Annotated in this window: 15 protein-coding genes; 6 read left to right on the top strand and 9 right to left on the bottom strand. The window is 65.5% G+C overall.

Annotated features, from left to right (window positions below; all coding sequences use genetic code 11):
- Positions 1 to 17: 17 nt before the first annotated feature.
- The 4 genes from ACG00Y_RS23415 to ACG00Y_RS23400 all read right to left on the bottom strand — a co-directional run bounded on the left by ACG00Y_RS23415 (position 18) and on the right by ACG00Y_RS23400 (position 8096).
- Positions 18 to 1658: an alpha-L-fucosidase gene (locus ACG00Y_RS23415; protein ID WP_394483111.1), complete on the bottom strand. Its 1641-nt coding sequence runs from the start codon at positions 1656 to 1658 to the stop codon at positions 18 to 20.
- Positions 1659 to 1774: 116 nt separating this feature from the next.
- Complete coding sequence (locus tag ACG00Y_RS23410) at positions 1775 to 3433, bottom strand: cellulase family glycosylhydrolase (RefSeq protein ID WP_394483109.1); 1659 nt, start codon at positions 3431 to 3433, stop codon at positions 1775 to 1777.
- 109 nt (positions 3434 to 3542) lie between these two features.
- Positions 3543 to 6338 carry a dockerin gene (locus tag ACG00Y_RS23405; RefSeq protein WP_394483107.1) on the bottom strand — a complete coding sequence of 932 codons (2796 nt, stop codon included), beginning with the start codon at positions 6336 to 6338 and terminating at the stop codon, positions 3543 to 3545.
- Positions 6339 to 6986: 648 nt separating this feature from the next.
- Complete coding sequence (locus ACG00Y_RS23400; protein ID WP_394483105.1) at positions 6987 to 8096, bottom strand: LacI family DNA-binding transcriptional regulator; 1110 nt, start codon at positions 8094 to 8096, stop codon at positions 6987 to 6989.
- Between the two features lie 435 nt (positions 8097 to 8531).
- Between ACG00Y_RS23400 and ACG00Y_RS23395 the strand changes: the two genes are divergently transcribed.
- Positions 8532 to 8834 (top strand): hypothetical protein, encoded by a 303-nt coding sequence (locus ACG00Y_RS23395; RefSeq protein WP_394483103.1) that lies wholly within the window; start codon positions 8532 to 8534, stop codon positions 8832 to 8834.
- A gap of 23 nt (positions 8835 to 8857) precedes the next feature.
- On the opposite strand, the gene ACG00Y_RS23390 is transcribed toward ACG00Y_RS23395, so the two are convergent.
- Both ACG00Y_RS23390 and ACG00Y_RS23385 read right to left on the bottom strand, forming a co-directional pair.
- Complete coding sequence (locus ACG00Y_RS23390; protein WP_394483101.1) at positions 8858 to 9088, bottom strand: helix-turn-helix transcriptional regulator; 231 nt, start codon at positions 9086 to 9088, stop codon at positions 8858 to 8860.
- An 884-nt stretch (positions 9089 to 9972) separates the two neighbouring features.
- Positions 9973 to 10179, bottom strand: coding sequence for a helix-turn-helix domain-containing protein (locus ACG00Y_RS23385; RefSeq protein WP_394483100.1), 207 nt, complete (start codon positions 10177 to 10179; stop codon positions 9973 to 9975).
- A 53-nt stretch (positions 10180 to 10232) separates the two neighbouring features.
- Here ACG00Y_RS23385 and ACG00Y_RS23380 point away from each other — a divergent pair, with 53 nt between their 5' ends.
- The 5 genes from ACG00Y_RS23380 to ACG00Y_RS23360 all read left to right on the top strand — a co-directional run bounded on the left by ACG00Y_RS23380 (position 10233) and on the right by ACG00Y_RS23360 (position 18106).
- On the top strand, positions 10233 to 11045 hold the full coding sequence (locus ACG00Y_RS23380; protein WP_394483098.1) for a transposase: 813 nt from the start codon (positions 10233 to 10235) through the stop codon (positions 11043 to 11045).
- Between the two features lie 11 nt (positions 11046 to 11056).
- Positions 11057 to 11539, top strand: a complete 483-nt coding sequence (locus ACG00Y_RS23375; RefSeq protein ID WP_394483096.1) for an RNA polymerase sigma factor — start codon at positions 11057 to 11059, stop codon at positions 11537 to 11539.
- Between the two features lie 2 nt (positions 11540 to 11541).
- Entirely contained in the window at positions 11542 to 12603 is a 1062-nt protein-coding gene (locus ACG00Y_RS23370) for a FecR family protein (RefSeq protein ID WP_394483094.1), read from the top strand.
- Positions 12604 to 12679: 76 nt separating this feature from the next.
- Entirely contained in the window at positions 12680 to 15670 is a 2991-nt protein-coding gene (locus ACG00Y_RS23365) for a TonB-dependent receptor plug domain-containing protein (protein ID WP_394483092.1), read from the top strand.
- Positions 15671 to 15781: 111 nt separating this feature from the next.
- A complete protein-coding gene (locus ACG00Y_RS23360) occupies positions 15782 to 18106 on the top strand; it encodes a prolyl oligopeptidase family serine peptidase (RefSeq protein ID WP_394483090.1) in 2325 nt (774 codons plus the stop codon).
- On the opposite strand, the gene ACG00Y_RS23355 is transcribed toward ACG00Y_RS23360, so the two are convergent.
- The 3 genes from ACG00Y_RS23355 to ACG00Y_RS23345 are packed head-to-tail and all read right to left on the bottom strand — an operon-like array spanning position 18089 to position 22478.
- Entirely contained in the window at positions 18089 to 19879 is a 1791-nt protein-coding gene (locus tag ACG00Y_RS23355) for an ATP-binding cassette domain-containing protein (protein ID WP_394483088.1), read from the bottom strand. The genes ACG00Y_RS23360 and ACG00Y_RS23355 overlap by 18 nt on opposite strands.
- 40 nt (positions 19880 to 19919) lie before the next feature.
- Positions 19920 to 21740 (bottom strand): asparagine synthase-related protein, encoded by a 1821-nt coding sequence (locus ACG00Y_RS23350; RefSeq protein ID WP_394483086.1) that lies wholly within the window; start codon positions 21738 to 21740, stop codon positions 19920 to 19922.
- Positions 21741 to 21746: 6 nt separating this feature from the next.
- Positions 21747 to 22478: a lasso peptide biosynthesis B2 protein gene (locus ACG00Y_RS23345; RefSeq protein WP_394483085.1), complete on the bottom strand. Its 732-nt coding sequence runs from the start codon at positions 22476 to 22478 to the stop codon at positions 21747 to 21749.
- Positions 22479 to 22745 lie beyond the last annotated feature (267 nt).

Raw genomic sequence — 22745 nt, 5'->3', positions numbered from 1 at the left:
AGCGAAAAGGCGGCTGCTCATGCCAGGCCCGGGCCGCGGACCTTCAGCCCGATCGCGGGGGTGCCGGCCAGGCCTTCGGGCAGCCGCACTTCCAGCCCATGCGGCGTGCGCTTGAAGGGCAGGCTGTCGGTGGAGCCCACGGCTTCGACGCGCTCGATCGCGCCGGGCGCCAGCGCCGAGTCCTGCGCCAGCGCGGCGATGCGCATGACGCCGTTCGTCGGCCAGGCCAGCCCGATGGCGTAGAGCGCACCCGCCTTGGCCGTGAAACGGATGTCCTGGGCGGTGAAGTCCTTGACCTGGTTCTCGCTGAACATGCCCCCGCCGATCCGCGTTGGCCCTTCGCCGAAGGTGCGCCACGGCCGGGTGCCATGGATGGCCTCGCCGTTGCGGCCCATCCATTCGCCGATTCCTTCCAGGATCTTGCGCTCGTCGGCGTCGATGCTGCCGTCGCCACGCTGCGGGATGGACAGCAGCAGGTTGCCGTTCTTGGAGACGATGTCCACCAGGCGGTGGATGACGCTGGCCGCCGACTTGTAGCTGTGACCGTCGAAGTAGCTCCGTTTGTAGTGCCATTCACCGATGCAGGTGCAGGTCTGCCAGGGCAGCGGCTCGATGTCGGCACGCTGGCCGCGCTCGACGTCCTCCACCACGCCGCCACGCCACTCGTGCGGGATCTCCTTGGCGTTGATGACGGCCTCCATCTTGCCGCCGTGCCAGGCCATGCTGGCGTTGTAGTAGTGCGCCGCGATGTCCAGGCCGGCCTGACCGAGTGGCAGGCCGGAGTTGTCGAAATAGACGAGGTCGGGCCGGTAGCTGTCGATCAGGTCACGGCAGCGCAGGAACCATTGGCGCGTGAACGCCGGGTTGTGCGGCGGGGCCTTCTCGTCCCAGACGCGGTCGTTGCGTTCATGCCATTCCTTGGCGGTGCGCACGGTGCTGATGCCGTCGGGCATGACCATGTTGCGGCCTGTGTAGAGGTCCTGCGGGTCCAGGCCTTCCCACCATTTGCCCTTGCCGTCGGCCTTGGTCAGCTTGAAGGCGTCGTAGCGCTGGCCGGCCAGCGGGCCTTCGGGGTCGTACCCATAGGCAGGTGCCAGCCAGTGCCAGGCATGCGCCGAGTGGTTGCTGACGCCGAAACGCAGCCCCTTGGCGCGAGCCAGCTTGGCCCAGGTGCCGACGATGTCCTTCTTGGGGCCCACGCGCACCGAGTTCCAGGCGTGATATTTGGAGTCGTAGGCGTCGAAGTTGTCGTGGTGGTTGGCGAGCGAGACGAAGTACTTCGCGCCGGCCTTCGCGTACAGGTCCATCAGCGCTTCGGGGTTCCAGTTCTCCGCCTTCCAGCGGTTGTTCATCTCCATGAAGCCGACCTGGGTCGGGTGACCGTAGGTCTTGATGTGGTGGTCGTGCTGCCAGTTGCCCTGGATGTACATCTCGCGGGCATACCAGTCGCCCATCTCGGGCACGCATTGCGCGCTCCAGTGCGACCAGATGCCGAACTTGGCATCGCGGAACCAGTCGGGCGTGCGGTAGCCGCCGACGATGGAATCCCAGGCTGGCTTGAAGGGCGAGGGCGCGGCCTGCGCGGCAGGCAGGCCGGCGGCGCCCATCGTGGCGGCCGTGGCCTGAAGCAGGGAACGGCGGGAGAGTTGCTGGGGCATGGCTTTTTGTCAGGAAGAGGGCTGCTGCTCATTGAAGACGCAGAGCCCGAAAAAAGAGATGGCGCGGGACGCCGAGGCATCCCGCACGCATCGGTGGGGCGGGCCCCACCCGCGCTCTACTTCGCGCTGTCGACGATGGCCTTGATCAGGTCCGGGTAGTACTGCGCACCGGTGGTGCGGTTGAACAGGCCGAACTGGTGGTTGGCGTCGTAGCCGTTGTCCCACCACACCGGGACGATGCCGCGCTGGAACATGGACTTGGTCACGTACTTGGTCCAGTAGGTGCGGTAGACACCTGCCGGGTCGTACTCGGACTTCAGGATCGCGCCGTACTCACCCATCAGCACCGGCATGCCGGCGTCGACGTAGCGGGTCTTCAGCCTCTGGAACTGCGCGTCGACGTAGGCCTCGTTGGCCCAGGTCTCCGTCACGGCCGGGTTGGTCGCGATGGCACCCCATTGCCAGATCGTGCTCTTGTCATTGAGCGCGAAGTTGAACGGGTCGTAGAAGTGCACTTCCAGGAACATCCGGTTCGTCGCGGAGTCGGCAGGCTTGATGAAGCCGTTCAAGGTCGAGTCGATGTTGGTGTTGAAGCCCTGCACGACGAGGTGGCGCTTGGCGTTGTTGCCGCCCGTGGCCCGCACCGTGTCGACGAAGACCTGGTTGAAGCCGTTCTGGACGGCCTGGTACTCGGCCGTCGGCGGGCCGTAGTCGCCCGCTACCATCACCTCGTTGGTACCGGCGAACAGCAGGTAGTCGTCGTGGTTCCTGAAGTTGTTGGCGATCTGCGTCCACAGCTTGGCCAGGCGTGCGTTGGCACTCGCCTGGTAGGCGTAGGTCGGGATCAGCCAGCTGCCTTCGTGGTGCGTGTTCAGCACGACGTAGAGACCGGCGTTGCGGGCATAGCCGACGACCTCGGTGACACGCGCCATGAAGGTCGGGCTGATGTTGCCGTCGGCGTCGGCGTACTGGTTCCAGCTGACGGGCAGGCGGATGGTCTTGAAGCCGGCCGCCTTCACCGCGTTGATCAGTTGCTGGTTGATCCGCGGGTTGCCCCAGTTGGTCTCGTTGGGCGAGGCGTCCAGCGAGTTGCCCACGTTCCAGGCCGGCGACATCTGCTGCGACAGCTGGACGCTCGTCAGGTCACGCATGGAGCCTGCCACGGTGATCGCGAACGGCTGCAAGGTCTTGGCGCCGCAGCTGTTGGTGTAGGTGGCGGTGGCCGAGCAGCTGGCGACGGGCGTGATCATCTGCTCGCGTGCCGAGCCCGAGGTGCCGCAGCCGCTCCAACTCCACGAGCCACCGGTGATGGGCTGCGGGCCGAGGATGGCCGAGTTGCCGGCGCTGATCGTGGCCGATGAAGTCTGGGTCCAGGAGCCGTTGGCGCTGATGTAGGGCGTCACCGCCGTGGCGGGGCAACTGCTGCTGCGCTTGGCGGTGGCCGCACCGGAGTTGTAGCTGCCGGCGCTGGTCGTGAACTTGACCCAGTACCAGTAGGGCGTGCCGTCGGCGGCCGTGGCGTCGGCGAAGCTCCTGGCGCTGCTGGCCGGCACCGCGATGCGGCTGCGGCCGGCGGGGTTGCTGTCCGTATCGCGGTAGACCTCCAGGCGCGAGACGTTGCCGCTGACGGTCCAGTTGAGCTGGACGTTGTTGGTCGTGCCGTTGGCGGTCAGGCAGACGGTGGTGCCGCCGCCGCTGCCGCAGTTCTGCGCCTGTGCCAATGGGGCTGCGCTCGCGCCGAAGGCAAGCAGCAGGGCGGGTATCAAGGTTTTCATGGTTTACCTTTCAGTGAAGGTGCTCGGCCGGTTGTCTCCTCCGGTCACGAGCGTTATGTGTCGGCAGGCCTGGCGCCATGATCTGGACGCCAGCCTGCCGACCTTTGCTTCAGTTGCTGTAGAGCATTCCTCGGCCGGTACCGCTGATGTAGATCCGACCGTAGATGGCTTGGTCGGCCGCCATCACGCCGATGCCGCCGAACTGGTTGGCGTCGTCGTTGAAGCGCGTCCAGGTGGCGCCGGCATCGTCGGAGCGATGCACGCCCCACACGCCGTTGATCACGCCCACGACATAGACCGCCGCCGAGTAGCCGCTGCCGGCCTTGGCCTTGCCCAGCGCCACAGCCGAGGCGCCGTTCACGTGGGCCCAGGGGTTGCCGGTGAAGATCGACGCGAAGTGGCTGAGCTTGGTCCAGGTCGCACCCGAATCGGTCGAGCGATACACCGCATGGCCGTCGGCCAGCCACAGCTCGCCCTCGACGTTGGGGTTGACCGCCAGCGAGGTGTTGCCGAAGTAGTTCGGCGCCAGCCCTGCGTTCACCGATCCCTGGCTCAGCGTGAACGTGCGGCCACCGTCCGTCGACACATAGACCTTGCCCGGCGTGCCCCACCAGTGGCCACCGGAATCGTAGGCATAGACCTTGTTCGGGTTCTTGCGATCCGCGACCAGGTGGTAAGCGCGGGGGAAGACGCTGTTGATTGCCGGCAGGTTGGTCGGCACCCAGGTGGCGCCGTTGTCCAGGGTGTAGGACGGCACCGAGTTGCCAGGCGCCCAGATCGCCCTGTTGCGCCCGGTGATGGCGATGCTCGCTTCACCACCCGTGTTGGCGGCGACGCCCGTCGGGTAGCTGGCGAACTTCGCCCAGGTCTTGCCGCCGTCGCCGGACCACATGCCGAAGCCGGAGTTGTTGCCCAGGTGCACGCCGATGGTGGCCATGTACTGCGGGTCCGACCACGCCATGTCGGCGGCAAAGCTGTTGCTCCATTCGGTGGCCGGCGTCAGCGTCGGCTTGGTCGAGAGGTTGGTGTGCACCCAGGCGCCGACGTCGCCCGAACTGTTGATCACGGTATACGTGGCACCGGCCGGCGGCGTGGCCAGGCCCAGCACGGCCGTCTCCTCGATGCCGTCATTCAACTCGATCCAGCTCGGCGTGGCCGAGGACGCGTTGCGGGTTTCCCAGACCCCGCCGCCATGGCCGTACAGCATGTGATCCCGGTTGGCAGGATTGATCTCGATGTCGTCGGGCCAGCCCCAGAAGGGCGCGTCGGCCGGCGTATGCGGCATGGTGGCCGCGATCTCGCGCCAGGTTTGGCCGCCGTTGTCGGACAGCTGGATGATCTGCTGGCCGCTGTAGTTGCCCCAGGTGTTGGTGACACCCAGCGCAATGCGCGTGGTCGCGCCGGTGCCGGAGACCGACACACCGCCGTAGCCGGCTGAGTCGTTGCTGTGGAGCAAGGTCCAGTTGGTGCCGTCGAACTTGTACAGCCGCGCGGGACCTTCTGCGCCCGGGCCGGTCCCCTTGGTGAACACGACATAGAACATGCCATCGGCGGCGCGCACCATGTGCGGGATGTGGTAGCCGGAGATGGGGGTGGAGATCGCGGTCCACGACGTACCGCCATTGGTCGACTTGTACAGATTCGAACCCAGGCCCGCTGTCTGCACATAGTCCGGCGCGATCGGGACGTAGATCGTCTGCGTGGCCGTGCCGCTGCCCTTGGTGCCGGTGTCGAAGACGACCGTCTCGACGCCCATCGCGCTGGTGCCGCCCAAGGCGTTGACCTGGTCCTGGGTCAGCTTGGCGCTGGACAGTGACGTCACCTGCGCCCAGGTGAGGCCCGAGTCGGTGCTCTTCCACAGGCCGGCCGTGCGCGAGCCGTAGAACAGCGTCGACGGCTTGTTGGGGTCTACCATCAGGCGTTCACCGATGGCCCGGCCGGGGTTGTTGCCGCCCAGCGGGAAGGGCAGGGCGACGTGGGTCCACTGGTCACCGCGGTTGCCGGAGATGTACAGGCGGCCGTTGCCTTCGGGCGTGTACATGCCGGCGCCCATGTAGACGCGCTGGTCGTCGGTCGGATCGACGGCGATGCTCTCGATGCCGTGGAAACGGGCCTCTCCGCCACCGAAGCCCACGCCGTCGGTGATGGGCAGCCAGGTCGATGTGGGCTGGTTCCAGCGGTAGGCGCCACCGATGTCGGTGCGTGCGTAAAGCAGGTTGGGCGTGGTCGGGTGGAAGACCAGGCCGGTGACATAGCCGCCGCCGCCGAACTTCGTGCTCGTCCAGGTGCCCACCTTGATGGAGAACGCCTGCTGGGTCTTGGCGCCGCAGCTGTTGGTGAAGGTGGCGGTGGCCATGCAGGCTGCAGGCGGCTGGACGGTCTGCTCGCGCGATGCACCGGCGGTGCCGCAGCCGCTCCAGCTCCAAGTGCCGCCGGACGACGGCTGCGGGCCGAGGGTGGCCGAGGCGCCGGTCTTGATGGTGGCCGATGACGTCTGCGCCCACGCGCCGTTGGCGTTGATGTGGGGCGTGATGGCCGTCGGCGTGCAGGCGGTGCCGAGCGTGGCGTTGGCCGAGCCGGAGTTGTAGCTGCCGGCGTTGGTCGTGAACTTCACCCAGTACCAGTAGCGCGTGCCGGTGCTGCCCGAGGCGTCGGTGTAACTCCTGGCGCTGCTACCTGGAACGGCAATGCGGGTGCGGCCGGCGGGGTTGGCATCGGTGTCGCGGTAGACCTCCAGCGCCGTGACGCTGCCGCTGACGGTCCAGCCAAGCTGGACGTTGCTGGCCGTGCCGGTGGCCGTGAGGCAGACGGTGGCGCCGCCGCCGCTGCCGCAGCTTTGCGCCTGCGCGAGGCTACCTGCGCTCGCCCCGAAGGCGAGCAGCAGGGCTGGTATCAAGGTTCTCATGTTCTACCTTTCAAGTTTGAAAGTGCTCCGCCGGTTGTCTCCTCCGGACACGAGCTTTATGGAAGGACGTGGCTCAGTGCGTGGGCCTACATCCCGACAATGACGATGAATTTCGGTGGCGGCTCCAGCACCAGACCCTGCGGTCCGGGCTTCGCCAATAAGGCGCAGGCACGACGGCTTGCGACTGTTGGACGGAGTCGTGCGCATCCTCGGCGGCTGCGGTCTCGCCAATGTCGATCCATCCAGTCAGGCGCATTGGTGGCGCGGCTGTGAACTCGGGGCAGACCTCCGCGTGGCCAGTCTTGGCCCTGGAACGACCGGCCGGGTCGCGCAAGTCGCCAACGAGCGCATGCGGCTTGGCTTGCCGGGGGCTGAGAGAGAGGTCAGACATGGGCTGATGAGGAGGGCGTTGGACGTGGCTGGCGGTGAAAGGCCCTCGGCTGATGCGGTCAGGTCCGCTCCAACAAATTCGGTCCGAAGTGATTCGGCGTCGAATCAATCGGACAAAAATATATTCGGTCATACCACGAAGCAATGGTCGCCAGAAAAACCAGATTTGGTCATACCGGATGGCCATCATATTTCGATCGAACGTCGAACTAATCAGGGAAAACCCATCGGCGCCGCGACCCGCGTGCCCGCGTAAGTTCAGAGGATCGTCAGCGGCGCATTGCGGGGGGCTGCGGCCAATGTCCGACCCGCAACAATCTCGACGGGCAGGACGATGTTGCGCGGGCCCTCGTAGGGCCCTCCACCTCTCTGCGCCTCGATCAGTTGTATGAGCACGGTGACCGCCTGGCGACCCATCTCGAGCAGGGGCTGACGCACGGTTGCCATGTGCAATGTGCGGGCCAGCAAGGTATGGTCGAAGCCAGCGATCGAGACGTCCCGAGGTACGTTCAACCCTCGGGCCTCGAGTGCTTCCATGCATCCGAAGGCGATGTCGTCGTTGCCACAGAAGATGGCCTCGGGCAGTTGCTCACCGTGGTGGGCCTGCAGCCACTTCTCCATCGCCTGTCGACCGTCCGCCACAGTGAACCATGTGCGGATCACGTGGTCGAAAGCAACTTCCACTCCGTTCTTGGCATGCGCACGCAAAAAGCCATCGACACGGCGGTCGGCGCTCTTGTTGGGCGGCGGTCCGCCCACGCAGAGGATATGGCGATAGCCAAGGTTGAACATATGGTCCACGATGGCAAAACCGCCCGCCTCGTCGTCCGCCTCGACGTTCACCTGGGCCTGCAGGTGCGCTCCTGCATGGATCGTGACCAAGGGCGTATGGGGTGGCAGCCAGGTCGTGCTGTCATCTTCGAGATGCGGCGCTAGAACGATCAGTCCGTCGACCCGGCCGTCACACAGCGCGGGGATGCGCTTCGGCGCTTCATCCCAACCGCTGAGTGGGAAGATGCATGTGGTCTGCTCGGCCTCAGTCGCGCCCCGCACGACGCCGTTGAAAAGCTCCTGGAAGTAAAGGTTTGGCTCCTCATAGGCAATGTTCGCAACGAAGCCGATGGCGTTGGTCCGTTGACGGCTAAGTGCACGCGCCGTCGCGTTTGGCAGGTAGCGCAGGCGCTTCGCTGCCGCCAGCACCCGTTCGCGGGTTTCCGCTGAAACGCGAGTTGAACCTCTCCCGGCGTTGATCGCGCAGGATGCCGCCACATCAGACACGCCAGCTTCTCGCGCGACATCAGCGAGCGTCGGCAATTTGTGACGACTGCTTTTGGTCGCTTTGGAAGGCTTGGGTGTCGAGGCGGTCACTGACCGGTGGCAAGGGTAAAACGGGCTGGGCACTTTAGCACCGGGCCCAATCGGTATTCCCCAGCCGTCAAACCGAGAAAACATGAGCGGTGAAAGTTCCGGTGAGCAAGTCAGATCTTGACGCCGTACTTCTTGGCTTCATGGCCTGATCCGAAGATAGCTGCGGCGCGTCGTCGCTCTCCCGAGGGGCAGTCACGTCCCATGCCTCGCAGTGGACCGAACAAGTGCATGGTTGCTACTTCGTGTTGCACGAGAGAAGCTGCCGTCGCAGCTTGTTCGGTCACGGAGGTTTCCGCCGCCTGAATCGTCCAAAGCTGTCCCAATTCGGCCGAACGAAAGCACTCTTACGATTGGTTTCCGTGCAGTACCTACACCGCCCGCGGCTGTGGTTCCATAGAGCGGCCGGGCAGGGTGCCCGCATCCTACGGAGCCACCATGTTTGTCGTCATCGCGAGAGAGCTCAGGCCCGATGCTGCTTACTGGCCTTGCAGGCGGCTGCTGGCGGCTATTGACGCCGTCGCGTGGCCTTTTGCCTTGCTGTTGCTCGTTTTGCACGTGCCCGCTGCTGACGGCCTGGTTCGACCTGCCGTAGCCGTTGCCACGCTGTGCGCGGCGTTTCGACTGTGCAGCGCGGTACTCGTCAATCACCGCTACCGCTTCACCACTTGGCGATGGGCGCGGCTGGTTGCCCTCCTGCTGGTCGTGTGGGCTGTGATGAAGCTGGCGCTGCCGACATAGTCGACCTGGCTGCGAGCTGCTAGTCAGTGGGGCGTCTTCGGCCGCGAGGCAAGCCAGGCATCGATGTCTGCCTTGTGCCAGCCGATCGCTCTTGGGGCGAGCTGGACCGCGCAGGGGAAGAGCCCTTGGCCCATCAGTCGATAGATGGTGGAGCGGCCGAGGCCGGTGCGTTCCCGAACTTTTGGCAGTCGCAAGGTGTCGGCCGGATCGGCTTCATTCTGAGGCGCGCTGGGGACGGTCGAGTTCAACTGCACGACGCTGCTCCGATGTATTGATGTGAAGAATCTAGGCCGGCATCGGATGGCGGCGTGCGCTGGATTCGGCGTTGCGATCCGGCGCGCGCAGCGAGTACCCAAGCTCGATTCGTCGACTGAGAGCTCGTTGGCGAAAGCCAGCAGGGCAGCAGGCTCACAGCCCGCGAAAAGTCCGGATACCGATGCTGATCAGTGGCGGCTTCGGCGCGCCGGTCGGCGCGGCGATCAGCGGCACCACGGGTTATCTGGTGTTCAACCGCGTCGCCGGATGAAGGCACGGCGCTGAACCAGTCAGGATCCGGAGCCTCGCGGCGATTCGGTCTCGGTCAGCCCGATCGCTGCCGTCGGCTTCTGGGTCCTCGACGCTTTGCGCGCGCCTGTCGGGCATGGCCTTTGCGTTGGCGTGTCCGGGGCTGTCCTCAGGCTGCGGCGTACTGGGTGCGTCCGCAGGTTTGTCCGGCTCGGTCGGCAACTCGACAGGAGATTTCTGGTGATCACCAGGTGCGGGACCGGGAACGAGGTTGTTCATGGCTGTTTCCATCGGGCGTGTAGATGGTCAAGGTAGCGGCCGCGGCGGCGGCATCGCATCCCGCTCAGGCTCATTTGGATGTAGGCGGGGATCGCCTGGCTCTGTGGCGGATCAGCCAGCTGACGACGAGCACCAGGATGCCAGCGGAGATCATGATCAGGCCGCTGGCAAGCATAAACATGGCGCCAGCCCGATGCCTGTCTGCGCTTTCGAGCAGTGCTTTCAACGCATGGATGACCACGCACTGCAGACGAACGCCTCCGCTGCTGCATAGCGGATCGGCGCGGAGACCGTCGTCAATCTAGCGTTTGCAATCGGCAGAGGCGCTGCTGTCATCGCACGCCCCGTACCTAGCCTATGGGAACAGCTCTTTCACAGGTACCTTGAGCGCAAGTGCAAGGACCTCAATCGCATCCAGCGATGGGTTCGCGCCGCCCGTCTCAATTCGCGACATGTACGAGCGAGCAAAACCGCAGCGTTCGGCGAACTCATCCTGCTTGTAGCCAGCCGCGCGCCGCAAAGCGGCGACACGTTGTCCAAACAGCAGGCGCAGGGGTTCCATGGCCCCAACATCGTGTGGTAGTGTCCACTAATCGCGAACCTACTAATCGTGACATGGGCAACACCTACTCAGCCAACAGTTGGCTATCGCGGCCACTCTGTCGCCGCTATATCGCGGCAGTCTTCAGCTCCACCGATCAGTTGCGCCTCATCGCGAACGCCGACGGACCGCAGGTGATCTGCTGGGCGCTCGGGAGCTTGATCAATGGTGAGAGTGAAGTGCTTGGCGCTTGGCTGAGTAAGGACGGCACGTTCTCACCACGGTCTTCGGTGTTCGGTGAGCTGAAGGCGCGAGGCGCGGAGTTCATCAGACTTGGCGTCGGCAATCTCGCGGGAGAGGACGCCTCGTTCAAGCTGGCCTACTGCCACGGCGAGATCGTGGACTCTGTCGAACAAGCGCTCGAAGCGGTCGCTGCTCGGGTGCCCCCGCGCCATAGACAAGAAATGTTGCGCTGTTTCCGAGCGGCGGCAGAAGCCGAAACTCTCGAGTTGGGACGCTCGGAACTGGCCAGATTTCAAGGGTCCGGCCTCGGTGAAAAATACCCAGACGTCGTGCAGCTCTGGGGCGACGCCCTGGCACGATTCGAGCCGATCTTCTCCCTAAACGAACAACTGCGTGGACTGGTTCGTTTGGCAGACCGGACTGCTGCAGATGTGCGCGGCCGGTTGAATCGAGCGATCCTTCAGCATGGCCCCTTCAGTGATTCCGGCGCCGCTCTTGATTTCGTTGCCTTGTCTCTCGCCCGCGCGGAGCAACGGCTGGATCGCGAACGCGGGAATGCGGAGGCCGCGCGCGGTGTCGGAAGGCGAGCCTCTGGTGCAGGCCTGTCAATGTCCGATGCCGTAGGCGTACCGACTCTGGCGTAGCGGGTATTGCGATGAAGACCGACTGGCTCAGCGTATTCTCAAGGGCCGTGTCCGCGCTCATGCGGCGTGGCTGCCGATCAGAGCAGGATGCCGAGGACCTGGTGCAAGACGCGTACGTCCGGCTCGCCCAGTTCTCGAAAGAGAAGACCGTTGATCATCCAGAAGCATTGCTGATGAAGATTGCTCTGAATCTGTCGATTGACGCGCACCGCGCGTTGCTGGTCCGCGGTGAAGAGGTCTCGCCGGAAGACGTCGTCATCGTGGATGGCCGGCCCAGCGCCGAGGACGTGGTCCAGTCGCGTGAGGAACTGGCCCAGGTTGGCGAATGCCTTGCGCAGATGAATGAACGAACCCGGTCGATCTTCCTCGACAGCCGGGTCGAAGGGATGAGCTACAACGAGATTGCGCTGAAGTACGGCATCAGCAGAAGCGCGGTTGAGAAGCACATCTCCAAGGGCGTGATGCTGACGGCCCTTTGGATGGAGGACGTGTAGCCATGGCGGGGCCGGCAGCCGGCACCCCACGGGAGCCAGCGGTCAAGCAGAAGGTGCCGCGAGAGATCCTCGCTGAGGCGTCGGTGTGGGTCAGTCGACTCCATGGTCCTGATCGGTCCGCCGAGATGGAGCGCGACTTTCGTGCGTGGCAGGCGCGCTCGCCCGTTCACCGCCTGGCTTTTGAGCGTTGCACGGATGCGTGGATCAACGTGGGAAAGATCAAGGTTGCGACCGCGTATGACACCGTAGCGGCGAAGAACGCCGCTCGGTCCGGGGGGGGGCGTCAGGGAGCGCGCTGGTGGGCGGCCGGAGCCGTCTCCGCCGGCTTGTTGGGGGTGGCGCTGTTCGTCGGCCAGAACTGGTGGGCGCAGGGCGCCTTCAGGACCGAGATTGGCGAACAGCGCGCGGTCATCCTCGACGATGGCTCGCGGATGCTGCTCAATACCGAGACCGAGGTGCGGGTGAGCTTTGATGACCGGCAGCGGACCGTCAACGTTCATGGCGGAGAGGCTCTCTTCGAAGTCGCGAGGGAACTGAAGCGGCCGTTTGTCGTGCGCGTCTCCGGGAGCGAGGTGGTTGCCGTTGGCACCGCGTTCTCGGTGCGATATGCGTCACCGGCCGCGAGTGCCTCCCGTGAGTTGACCGTGACCTTGATCGAGGGCCAGGTGAACGTTCGCCGTGCCGCAGAGGTCAGCGCTGATGCCGTGGCTCCTGGCAAGGCGGTTTCCATGCGGGCGGGCGAGCGGCTGCGCCTGGGTCAAGGCGAAGGCTCCGCAGGGGCCGTGCCGGCTAGGGTTGATCGCCCGAACGTTGACCAGGTGACCGCCTGGAAGCGCAATGAGGCCGTTTTCGATGCGACCACACTGCGGGACGCCGTGGCCGAGATGAACCGCTACAGCCGAACAAAGATTGTTTTGCTCGATGGGCTGAACGAGTCTGGTCTGCGGGTTAGCGGCCTCTATCGCACGGGAGACAACGCTGGATTTGCTCAGGCTGTCGCGCACTTGCATGGTCTGAAGGTGCGCGCCGACGGTGGACGGTTGGAGCTCGAAAAACCTCAGTAGGGACATGTCCCGGCCGCTGGGCACTCGACTGAAACGTCATCTTGTTGTGGCTACTCAAACACAACAAGGACATCAGATGAGACGCGACTTCCCCCGATGCATTGCCCTCCGCAGAGTGCTCAGCGCGCTGCCGATCGGCACCTTCATCTCCATCCTCCTGGGTACGGGCCACTCGTTTGCGGCAGAGCCCGCGCAGCCGGCCCGTTACCACATCGAGCAGCCTTCCCAAGGGATGGCCCAGGCCCTGCAAGCCATCGGTCGGCAGACCAGCACCTCGATCTTGTTCGAGCCCGAGACCGTCCAGGGTCGGATTGCGCGCCCGGTGTCCGGGAGACTGTCTCCCATCGACGCCATCAAGGCCGCTCTGCAGGGAAGTGGCATGACCGTGGAACAGATGCCCAACGGCGCGGTGGTCGTGAAGCCCGCGCCGGCACCTGCGGGCCCGACGACACCCACCGGACGAAGCCCTCGGGCCGGGGGTGGCGACCAGCCGGCTGCTGGGCCGACTGCGGATGAGGGCGAGCGTGGGCCAGCGCGTGACGCAGGACCCACGCAGGAGCTGACGCGCGTGGAGGTCACCGGCTCCCGCTTGAAGCGGCTCGATGCGGAAGGCCCCGCGCCGGTGAATGTCTACACCCGTGAGGACATCGACAAGAGCGGTCAGCCCAACCTTCAGCGTTTCCTGGCCTCGTTGACCGAGGTGTCGGCGTCGGCCGGGGAGGGCGGCTTTGCCACGACGTTGGGGCAGGGAACCGTCCAGCTTCGCGGGCTGCCGTTGGGTTCGACACTGGTGCTCATCAACGGTCGCAAGGTGCAGGGCGTCGGCTCGTTCACCGGCAACGTGTTCAACCTGAACCTCATCCCGATGGCTGCAGTCGAGCGGGTGGAGGTGGTCCCTTTGGGCTCGTCAGCGGTCTACGGCGGCGACGCCCTGGCGGGTGTCGTCAACGTGATCCTGAAGAAGGCCATCAATGGGCAGTCGCTCACGGCCCGGTTGGGGTCTGGCCGCGGCTTCAGCGATGGCAGCCTGTCGCTGGCGACGGGCGGGCAGACTGCGGACGGGGAGTTCCTGCTCATGGCTTCCTACAGCCGCTCCACGCCGCTGAACATGAAGGAGCGGGACTTCTTCACCGACGGCGACTACCGGCGGTTCGGTGGCACCGATGCGCGTTTGAACTACTGCGTGCCCGGGACGGTGCGCAGCGTGTCGGGCAACCTGCCCGGGCTTGGCGCCGCTGTTGCCGCCATTCCGCAGCGCGCTTCGGGCCAGCCACTCCAGCTCACCGACTTCCAGGCAACTGCGGGCACGCAGAACCTATGCAACGTCTGGGCATCGGGTGGCGGCATGGCGCTCGTGCATGGCTATGAAACGCTGGCGGTTCATGCCCTTGGGGAGCACAGGCTCTTTGGCAACTGGTGGGCATTTGGCGAGGTCACCCATGCGAGGGATCGCATGCAGGCGTCCGGCATCGGGCTGCGACTGAACAATGTCACTGTGCCGGCGACGAATCCCTTCAATCCGTTCGGCGTCGCCGTCAATGTCACGACTTCGCTGGATCCGGAGAACGGCACGGAGGGGCTGTCCCGACAGACGAACTTCACCCGCGCGCTGGTTGGCGTCAGGGGCGACCTGGGCGCCGGATGGGATGCGGAGGTGTCGGCATCGACTGCCAGCGACCGCGGTGGTTCGCAAAGCTGGAACGAGGCCGTCAACGCGTCGGCGCGGACGGCGGCGCTTGCATCGACCGACCCGGCGACGGCGCTCAACCCCTTTTCCTCTGGGCGGATGGCCACGGATACGGTGCTTCGGGGGATCTGGTCCGACAACCTTCGACGCAGCGTCGGACGCAAGGATCAGCTCGCCGCGCAGGTCCGGGGCACGTTGTTCAAGCTGCCGGCCGGCTCGGTGGATACGGTGCTGGGCGCCGAGGCGGCACATGACGTCTACGACGTCACGACGACGGTCGCAACGCGGGGTACTCGCGAGAGCTCGTCGGTGTACGCCGAAGCCCGTGCGCCGCTGCTGAAGGGCGGGGGCGACGGCGTGGCGGGATGGAGCCTGGCAGCGCTCACGGTCGCTGCGCGCCGCGACCATTACAGCGACTTCGGCTCTGCGAACACCTACCAGGGCGGGCTGGAGGTCCGGCCGTTTCGAAGCCTGCTGATCCGCGCCTCTGCGGCGAGCTCATTCAAGCCGCCGACGATTCTTCAGACGCACGTTCCGGATGTCACCTATCAGGCGGCCACCTACCGGATGACCGACCCCGCCCGTGGCGGCGAGTTGATCACCAGTGGCACGGTGCTGCGGACGACCAACCATGACCTTGCGCCCGAGCACGGGCGGGCGCGCGGCATTGGCGCTGTCTGGGAGCCTGAAGGGTGGCGTGGCACGCGCTTCAGCGTCACGCATTGGGACATGCGTATCCGCGACATGATCGCGCTGCTGGCGACGCAATCCGCGCTGGACTACGAAGGCCTGTTTCCTGGGCTGGTGACGCGAGCGCCGGCATCCAATGGTCAGCCGGGCGTCGTGACCAGCGTGAAGTCGACCGAGGTCAACTTTGGTCGCGTTGACGTCGCGGGCACGGATGTCGAGGCAGCCTACGCGTGGAAAAACTCGGTGGGCAGGCTGACCGTCTCCGCCGGGGCGACTCGGACTGGCGAGTACCGCGTGGTCCTGGCGCCCGGCGCCGCTGCGGTAGACAGGCTCGGTCGGCGGTTCATCGACTATTGGGCGCCGCAGTGGAAGGGCCGTCTGTCGCTGGGTCTAGAGCAGGGACGCTGGAGCGTCGGCGTGACGAGTCGCTACGTGGGCGGCTACAAGGACACCGGCACGAGCGAGCGCCGACTCGGTGACTTCTGGATGCATGACCTGGCCGGCAACGTCGACATCAAGAAGTTGTGGCCAGACCTGCTGCCTGGCTTCAAGACCGCGACGCTCGGCGCCAGCATTGCCAACCTGTCGAATCGCGAGCCTCAGTTCGCGCAGGGCGCGCCCTACTACGACATCACGCAGGCCGACTGGCGCGGCCGCTACCTGAGCGTGCGACTGTCGCTGGACTGGTAGTCCCGAGGGTCGCCTCGGAAGTTCTCCCAGATCCGCTACCCACCCCACCGCGGCCCTCCTGCCCCAAACGCAGGGAGGCTGGGCCGCGCCATTCTCGAGAAGTCAATCCAGATGCGTTTCTACATCCTCTCCGTCCTGTCGGCGCTGCTCGCCGCAGCGGTTGGACCGGCCGCCGCGCAGTCCGCCGTTGGACCGACCGTGCGCGACGTTGTCGAGTTCAAGATGATCATCCAGCCGCACGCGAATGACGCTGCGGGCCTGCGGCAGCAGATCTCGCCCTCAGGCACGCGGGCCTTCATCGTCACCCGCAAGGGTGACGTTGCGGCCGATGCCAACCGCTACGAGATCCTCCTGTTGAACTTGGCCCCTGAACGCCTGGCCGAGCGGCGTCCGGCACCGCCGGAGCCGGCCTTTGTGTTCGACGCCAAGTTCGACAATGAAGCCGGCTACCCGGCGTTGACGCAGGTGCAGTGGCTCGATGAGCGGACGCTGATCTTCCGCGCGAAGATCAAGGAGGCGGTCTATCAGGTCTACAGCCTTGACTTGCCCACCCGCAAGCTGACCCAGCTCACCAGCGCTTCCACGTCGATCGAGTCGTTCGCGGCGTCGCGTGATCTGAAGCGAGTGGTGTACGTCGTGCAGGTGCCCAATCCCCCCCTGAAGGACGGTGCGAACAGCATCGTTGTCGGCAACCAGTGGTTCCGGGGCGTGATGTACGGCCAGCAGGAGCTGAAGGAGCAAGTGCGGGCGTTCCGCTTCTATGTCGCCGATGTCGGGACGGGCAGTCCGGCGCGACCGCTCGGCGACCCCTTCATTCAAGCCAACCTCGGGTGGCCCGTGGCCAACATCTCGCCTGATGGCCGTTGGGCGGTGCTGCCGAAGTTCGAGCGAGATCGAACCAAGGCCTGGAGCCGGCAGTACCCGCTCCTGGAGGAAGCGGCCAAGGTCTATGGGCCAGCGGTCAATCGCGACCCCCTGGGGTACTTCAGTGGTGCCATGTCCTTTTCGGCCAGGCGCATGGTGGCCTGGCGGCTCGACGATGCGCGGGAGCAGACGATCCTTGATGCGCCGGATGACTCCCTCATCGGCGGCGGTCAGTCCCGCCGCGACAAGGTTTGGCATCCGTCTGGAAACTCCGTGGTGCTCGCCGGCGCACATCTGCCGATGACGGACGGGACGCCGGTGTCGACCTCATCCCACGTCATCGAGTACTGGCCGGACAGCAACCGTTGGACTGTCGTCGCCAAGCTGAATGGTCGTTTGGCAAGTGCGGCCCCGATCGGGGAGAGATTGGAAGTCATCGATGCTGGCAAGCAGCGGCAGTTCCAACGGGTGGAAGGTGGGAGCTGGCAGGAGGTGCCGCCGGCAGCGCTCACCCTGGCGTCGGGCTGGACCCTGCGTGTGCAGGAGGGCGTCAACGAACCGCCGGACGCCATAGCCATCGGACCGGCAGGTCAGACGGTTCGCCTCACGACGCTGAATCCCCAGTTCGACGTAAAGACGTGGGGGTCGATGTCGACGTATGGCTGGCGGGACGCCAAAGGACGAAGCTGGAACGGGGGACTGCTGATACCGAGCGATGCCGTGCCGGGCAAGCGTTTGCCGCTGGTCATTCAGAGCTACAACTTCAAGCCAGACGTCTTCTACCTGGATGGCCCCAATCTGGGCGGCCGCGCGAGCACGAGCGCATTCCCTGGGCGTGCGTTCTTCCGCGAGGGCGTCATGGTGCTGGCGATGCGTGGTCAGCCGGGAAGGGCGGCCTTCAAGGATGACGTTCACCAGAATCTCGTGTTCAACGAAGGCGTTCGAGGTGCGGTCAACGCGCTGGTAAGAGAAGGGCGCGTCGACCCGGCCCGCGTGGGCGTCATCGGATGGAGTGCGACAGGCGAGAAGGTGCTGAACCTGATCACGTTCTCGGACCTGCCCATCCGCGCCGCGACCATCGCCGACGGCGACGCCAACACGCTGTTCTCTTACGCCCTGACCTATGGTTTCTCGGACTACACCTGGGGGCACAAGGAAACGGTGAATCGCGGCATCCCGGCGCGCCCGAGCCTGGCGAAGTGGGTCGAGACCGACCCCTCGCTGAACACCGATTGCGTCCGGGCGGCGCTGCGCATCGAGAGCTACGGCGTGCCGGTCCGCAACTTCTGGGACATCTATGCGTTGATGCGCCGCCAGTACAAGCCGGCGGAAATGATCCTCGTTCCAGGCGGCTCCCATGGGCTGTCGACGCCGAGCGAGAGGATGGTCTCCCTCCAGGGGAACATCGACTGGTTCAAGTTCTGGCTCAAGGGTGAAAAGCGCAGCGCGCCGCTGCTCGCCAACGAGACTGACGCATCGCTGCGAGTGCAGTACGAGGCCTGGGATGTGATGGCGGTGCTGAAGAAGGCGGATGACAGGCGTCCGCGATGCCCGCTACCCAGCGTGGGGTGAGGGCGGGGCGGTGGCACCTTTCACTTGGTGTCGCCACAGCTGAGCATACGGTCCGACCCGTGCGATGAGGTCGGTGTGCGAGCCGCGCTCGAGGATGCGCCCCTCGCTCAGGAAAATGATCTCGTCGGCGTGCATGACGGTCGATAGGCGGTGGGCAACGATGAGCGTCGTGCAGCCCACCGTAGCCTCTCGAATGGCGAGCATCACTTCGGCTTCCGTCCTGCTGTCCAGCATCGATGTGGGCTCGTCCAACAGGAAGATTCTTGGACTTCGCAGCAGCGCGCGGGCGATGGCCAGGCGTTGACGTTCACCACCGGACAGCTTCAGCCCCCGCTCGCCGATGAGCGTGTCGTAGCCGTCTGGCAGCGACACGATGAGCTGGTGAAGCTGCGCGGCACGCGCAGCGCGAACGATGCTCTCGCGGTCCGCTGCGGGCGCGCCGAGCGCAATGTTGCTGGCAATCGACGCGTGCAGCAGGGCCGCGTCCTGCGGCACGAGCGCGATCTGACCACGCAGTTGGTCGAGCCGCAGCGTGTCGATTGCCTGGCCATCCAGCAGGATGCGACCTGACTGCGGTGAGTACAACCGCAGCAAGAGGCGCAGCAGCGAGGACTTGCCCGATCCGCTCGGCCCCACGATGGCCACAGTCAGCCCCGGCGCGACGTCCAGATCCAGCCCGTCGAGCACGCGCTTGTCGGGCGTGTAGCCGAAGTTCAGTCCTTCGAACCGGATGGCTGGCGCCCCTCCAGCAGCGCGGCCGACCCTTGCTGCTTGCGGCCCTGCCGCTGAAACTGCCACGACCGCCTCCGGTTCCTCCCGCAGGAAGTCCAGCATGGGCCGCACGAAACCGATCGAGCGGGAGAGGTCGCGGGCGGCCGATCCGAGGACCTCCAGCGGCCGCACCATCTGCAGCAGGTAGACACTGGTCAGCACGAAGCCGCCAACGGTCAGCGTGCCGCGCGCGACGCTGTCGGCTGTCACGGCGATGCACGCGCTCAGCGATATCGCAAACACAAGGGTCGCCGCGATAGCCGTGCTCGTGCTGGTCCGGTGGTAGGCCCCCCAGCGACCGGCGAGGTCATGCGACGCCGCCGCGAGTTCATCTTCGGCCTGCCTTTGGGCGCCGAAGCAGCGCAGCGTTTCTACGCTTCCCAGCCCGCCGGCAAGGTGCCCGTGGACCGCCAGACTGGCGGCCGTGACGGCCTTGGCGTGGAAGGTCAGCCGCAGCGCGCCAATGGCGAACACCACGAGGTACAGCACTGCCGTCACGCCAAACGAAAGCAGGAGCAAGGACTGCCCCAGCTGGGCAAGGATGACAGCCATGACCGCAAGCTCCACGACCACGGGGGCAAGACTGTGGATGAGGTGGGTGACGAGGAGCTGAACGCCCGCGCAGGCGAGGTCAGCGGTGTGCAGCTGTTCGCCGGTGCGGCGTTCAAGCAGGCTGCCAAGTGGCATGTGCAACACGTGATGGAAGTAGCGGCGGCGCAGCGCCGCGACGAGCCGCTGGTCAATCGCGCCAGTCAGCATCGGTCGTACATCGCTCAGGAGGCGCGTGCCACAGAGCGCAGCGACGTACAGGGCGCCGCACACCACGACATTGGCCAGGCTTGCCGATCCCGTTTCCGCGGACGACGTGACTGCGTCGACCAGGTGCTTCAGCGCGAGCGGCGAGAGCGCGGCGAGAGCGCCGCCCATGACCACCAACAGCGCCGCGCCGAGCATGTAGCGTCGCGTCGTTTGGTCGGCCGTTTCGACCAGCAGTCGCAGCACTGAAACTAGGTCAGGGCAGCGCGGCATGACCGCTCTGCGCTCAGGAAGTGGCCACTGTGGCACCACGAATGACGCGCGTGAGCCAGGCTTCGACCGCGAAGCAGCTGTGGACCTCGGTCACGTATGCGCCATTCGTCGAGGGGCGGCCCGCCAGCGTGGATTCGACCCGTTGCCGGTCCAGCAACCCCCGCCTGACGAGTTCACCGTCGAGCAGCAGGTTTCTGACCAGCGGCAGGCTCTGATTCAGGACCGAGGCTGCATGTTGTTCTGTTCCCCCTTTGGAGCGACGACTGGCGATCTCGGCGGGGATACGGTCTGCAAATGCCGCTCGCGCCAGTGCACGCCCATAGCCTCCCCGGGTCAGCACGTAGGTGGGCAGCTGCAGGCTCAGCTCCAGCAGCGGCTGCGACATCAGCGGATGCACGAGCTCGGGCGAGGTCGCCGGCGCATACGGGTTGTAGTACTCGAAGGGGCAGGACAGTGATCGGAGTTGCATCAGCTTGCCGATCGGCAGATCCGTCGCTTCCAGCAGGCCGGGGTGGATGAAGCGAGCCGCTTTCTGAACGATGTTGTCGACGACCTCCTCGGGCACCAGGGTCAGATACCGCCCGACGCCCGACAGTGGATCCCGGCGCGCGAAGCGATCCCTGAAGGCAAGCTTCAGAGACTGCCAGTAGGAGACCCGGCCCAGCCGAGCCGCATCGGCAACTGCGGCTGCAAACCCTCGATCAATCCCGCGCAACTGCAGGTAGTCAGCTGCCGGCCACGTGCCGCGACTCTCGCTGAACAGTTGATCGCCGCCAGCGCCGGTGAACATGACGGACGCTCCGTGGTCGTTCACGACTTCGGCATCAATTCGGTCTGAGCCCAGGCGGCCGATATGGTTGCCGGGCAGCGGCGTGAGCGCCGGGCTTGCCACGAGATCCATCCTGAAGTCGGCATCCCGGTGGCGTTCAATGAGCCGGCATCCCGCGCCTGCCGCGGCCAGCCGCGCGTATCCGCGTTCGTCGCTGTCCGAGCCCGGCGAGTACAGGTTGAGGCACACGATGTTCGCCGTCGGTGCTTCGGAGTAGAGGCAGCCCAACAGGATGGCGGAGTCGACACCGCCGGAGAGTCTGAGGACGATGTTGTCGTAGCAGCTCATCCAGCCCCGTACACACTCGGTCGTGGCGTCGCGCAGCATCTGAGCGGCCCGCGCGTGGTCGAGGTCGACAGGGCGCCGTGCGATCTCCACCGCGCGCCAGAGCGGCAATGGGCCGGCATCCGTCACGCTCATGGGCGTGAGCTCGCCCGGCAGGATCTGGGCGACACCCTGAAGGCCCGTCTCGTAGGCGCCAAGCCGGCCCATGACAAGCGACGCGGCGACTGCATCCCAGTTGACTGCCGGGGCCGGTAGGTCCAGGAGCTGGCTCACATCCTCCAGCCACGAGAACGCGACGCAGACGCCGTCGATCTGCAGGGTGTAGCCAGGTAGGGTGCCGGTGGGGTCGCGAAGCACGCGGCTCTCGCCTGTCCATGAGGGTAGGAAGGCAATCCATCGCCCCCAGAACTGATCGATGAGCGCTTGACCGTCTGACCGCACGATGCGCTCAGCCTCCAGTTCGGTCAGCTCTATGTGGCGCGAGCCGCGCCCATGGGCATTTCCCCGGCGGAAAAGTCGGCCAAGCACGACACCTCGACCAGCCGGCAGGGAATAGATGTCGTGGTCGCCCGGCTTGCAGCCCATGGCGTAGACGCGTAGTCCCGAAGATGAGAACGCCCGGGTCCATTGCCCAGCGTTCAGCGCCGCCGTGAGCCGCTCAGCCAGTGCAGCCTGCTCCTCGCTCGAAGGTGACCAGGCAAAGCCGATGTAGCGGAACATCACGGCTCACACGACGAGGATGGGTGTGAAGCCACGTACCCGCTCATGCAGGTCATTGAGGACGGTGCTGCCTGCCTGCACCCACGAGTGGGCAGCGAAAGGTCGAGTCCGTACGCCGATCACCCAGCGCGGGTACAGGCTTCTGGTAGCCAGGAAGCGCACCAAGGTCAGCGAGTCATGCAGGCACTTGTCCTGCGAGGTCATGATCAGCGGTCGCAGCCTGTGATAGCTGGAAACGGCGCGGCGCAGGTCAGCCGAAGGGCAGCTCGCGGCTGTGCCGATCTGGCTGGGGCGCAGTTGGCTGACGTTGCTTGCGATGGTGGCCAGGCTGTCGCGCTTGAGCCAGCGTGCGGCGACGAACGACGAGCAGGCGATGCTGGCGAGGCCGCGCCATCGCCTCTCGCTGGCGAGTGCTTCCCCGGATTCGGCAAGCGTCTCGAGCGGCGATGCAATGTCGATCTCGGCGAGAGGCGCGGATGATCCGGCGACCAGCAGATGCTGCCGGCGCAGTTCGCTGATCCCGCGGTGGACTTCGTCGTCGGGCGTTCGGCCAGTGCTGGCGGTTGAGGCTGTTGGCCAGCCCAGGATTTGGCTCGAGAGTTCCGCAAGCAGCGGTCCTCCCATACCGATGTACTTGCCGCGCTGGAGATCGAGCAGGATCACCTGGCCGTCGACATGGCACGCACGAACGTGATCGGCAAGGCGATATCGAGGTTGGATCGGTGATGTCGTGGTCATTGGGATCCTGCCAGGGGTGCGAGCGGAGCTCGCACCCCTCTTGGTCGCTCAGGGATCAGATGTCCCGGAATTGGCCGACGTGGTTGTCTTCAGGCACGGGCTTGTTCAGCTCGCCCTTGGTCTGTTCCTTGGCGTCGCCCAGGTCGACCAGTTCCAGTTGCGGTGTTTCGTTCATGACGATCTCCTTGAAGTTGCGTTGAGGAAAGCCGTCGGCACAAAGCCATCCGGCGATGAAAAGATTGAGGCCGCCCGCTCCTGCTCGCAACA

It is taken from the genome of Pelomonas parva (assembly GCF_043555835.1).
GTDB lineage: Bacteria > Pseudomonadota > Gammaproteobacteria > Burkholderiales > Burkholderiaceae_C > Pelomonas > Pelomonas parva.
The sequence above is the reverse complement of the archived record's forward strand: the minus strand, read 5'-3'. Positions and strand labels throughout refer to the sequence as shown.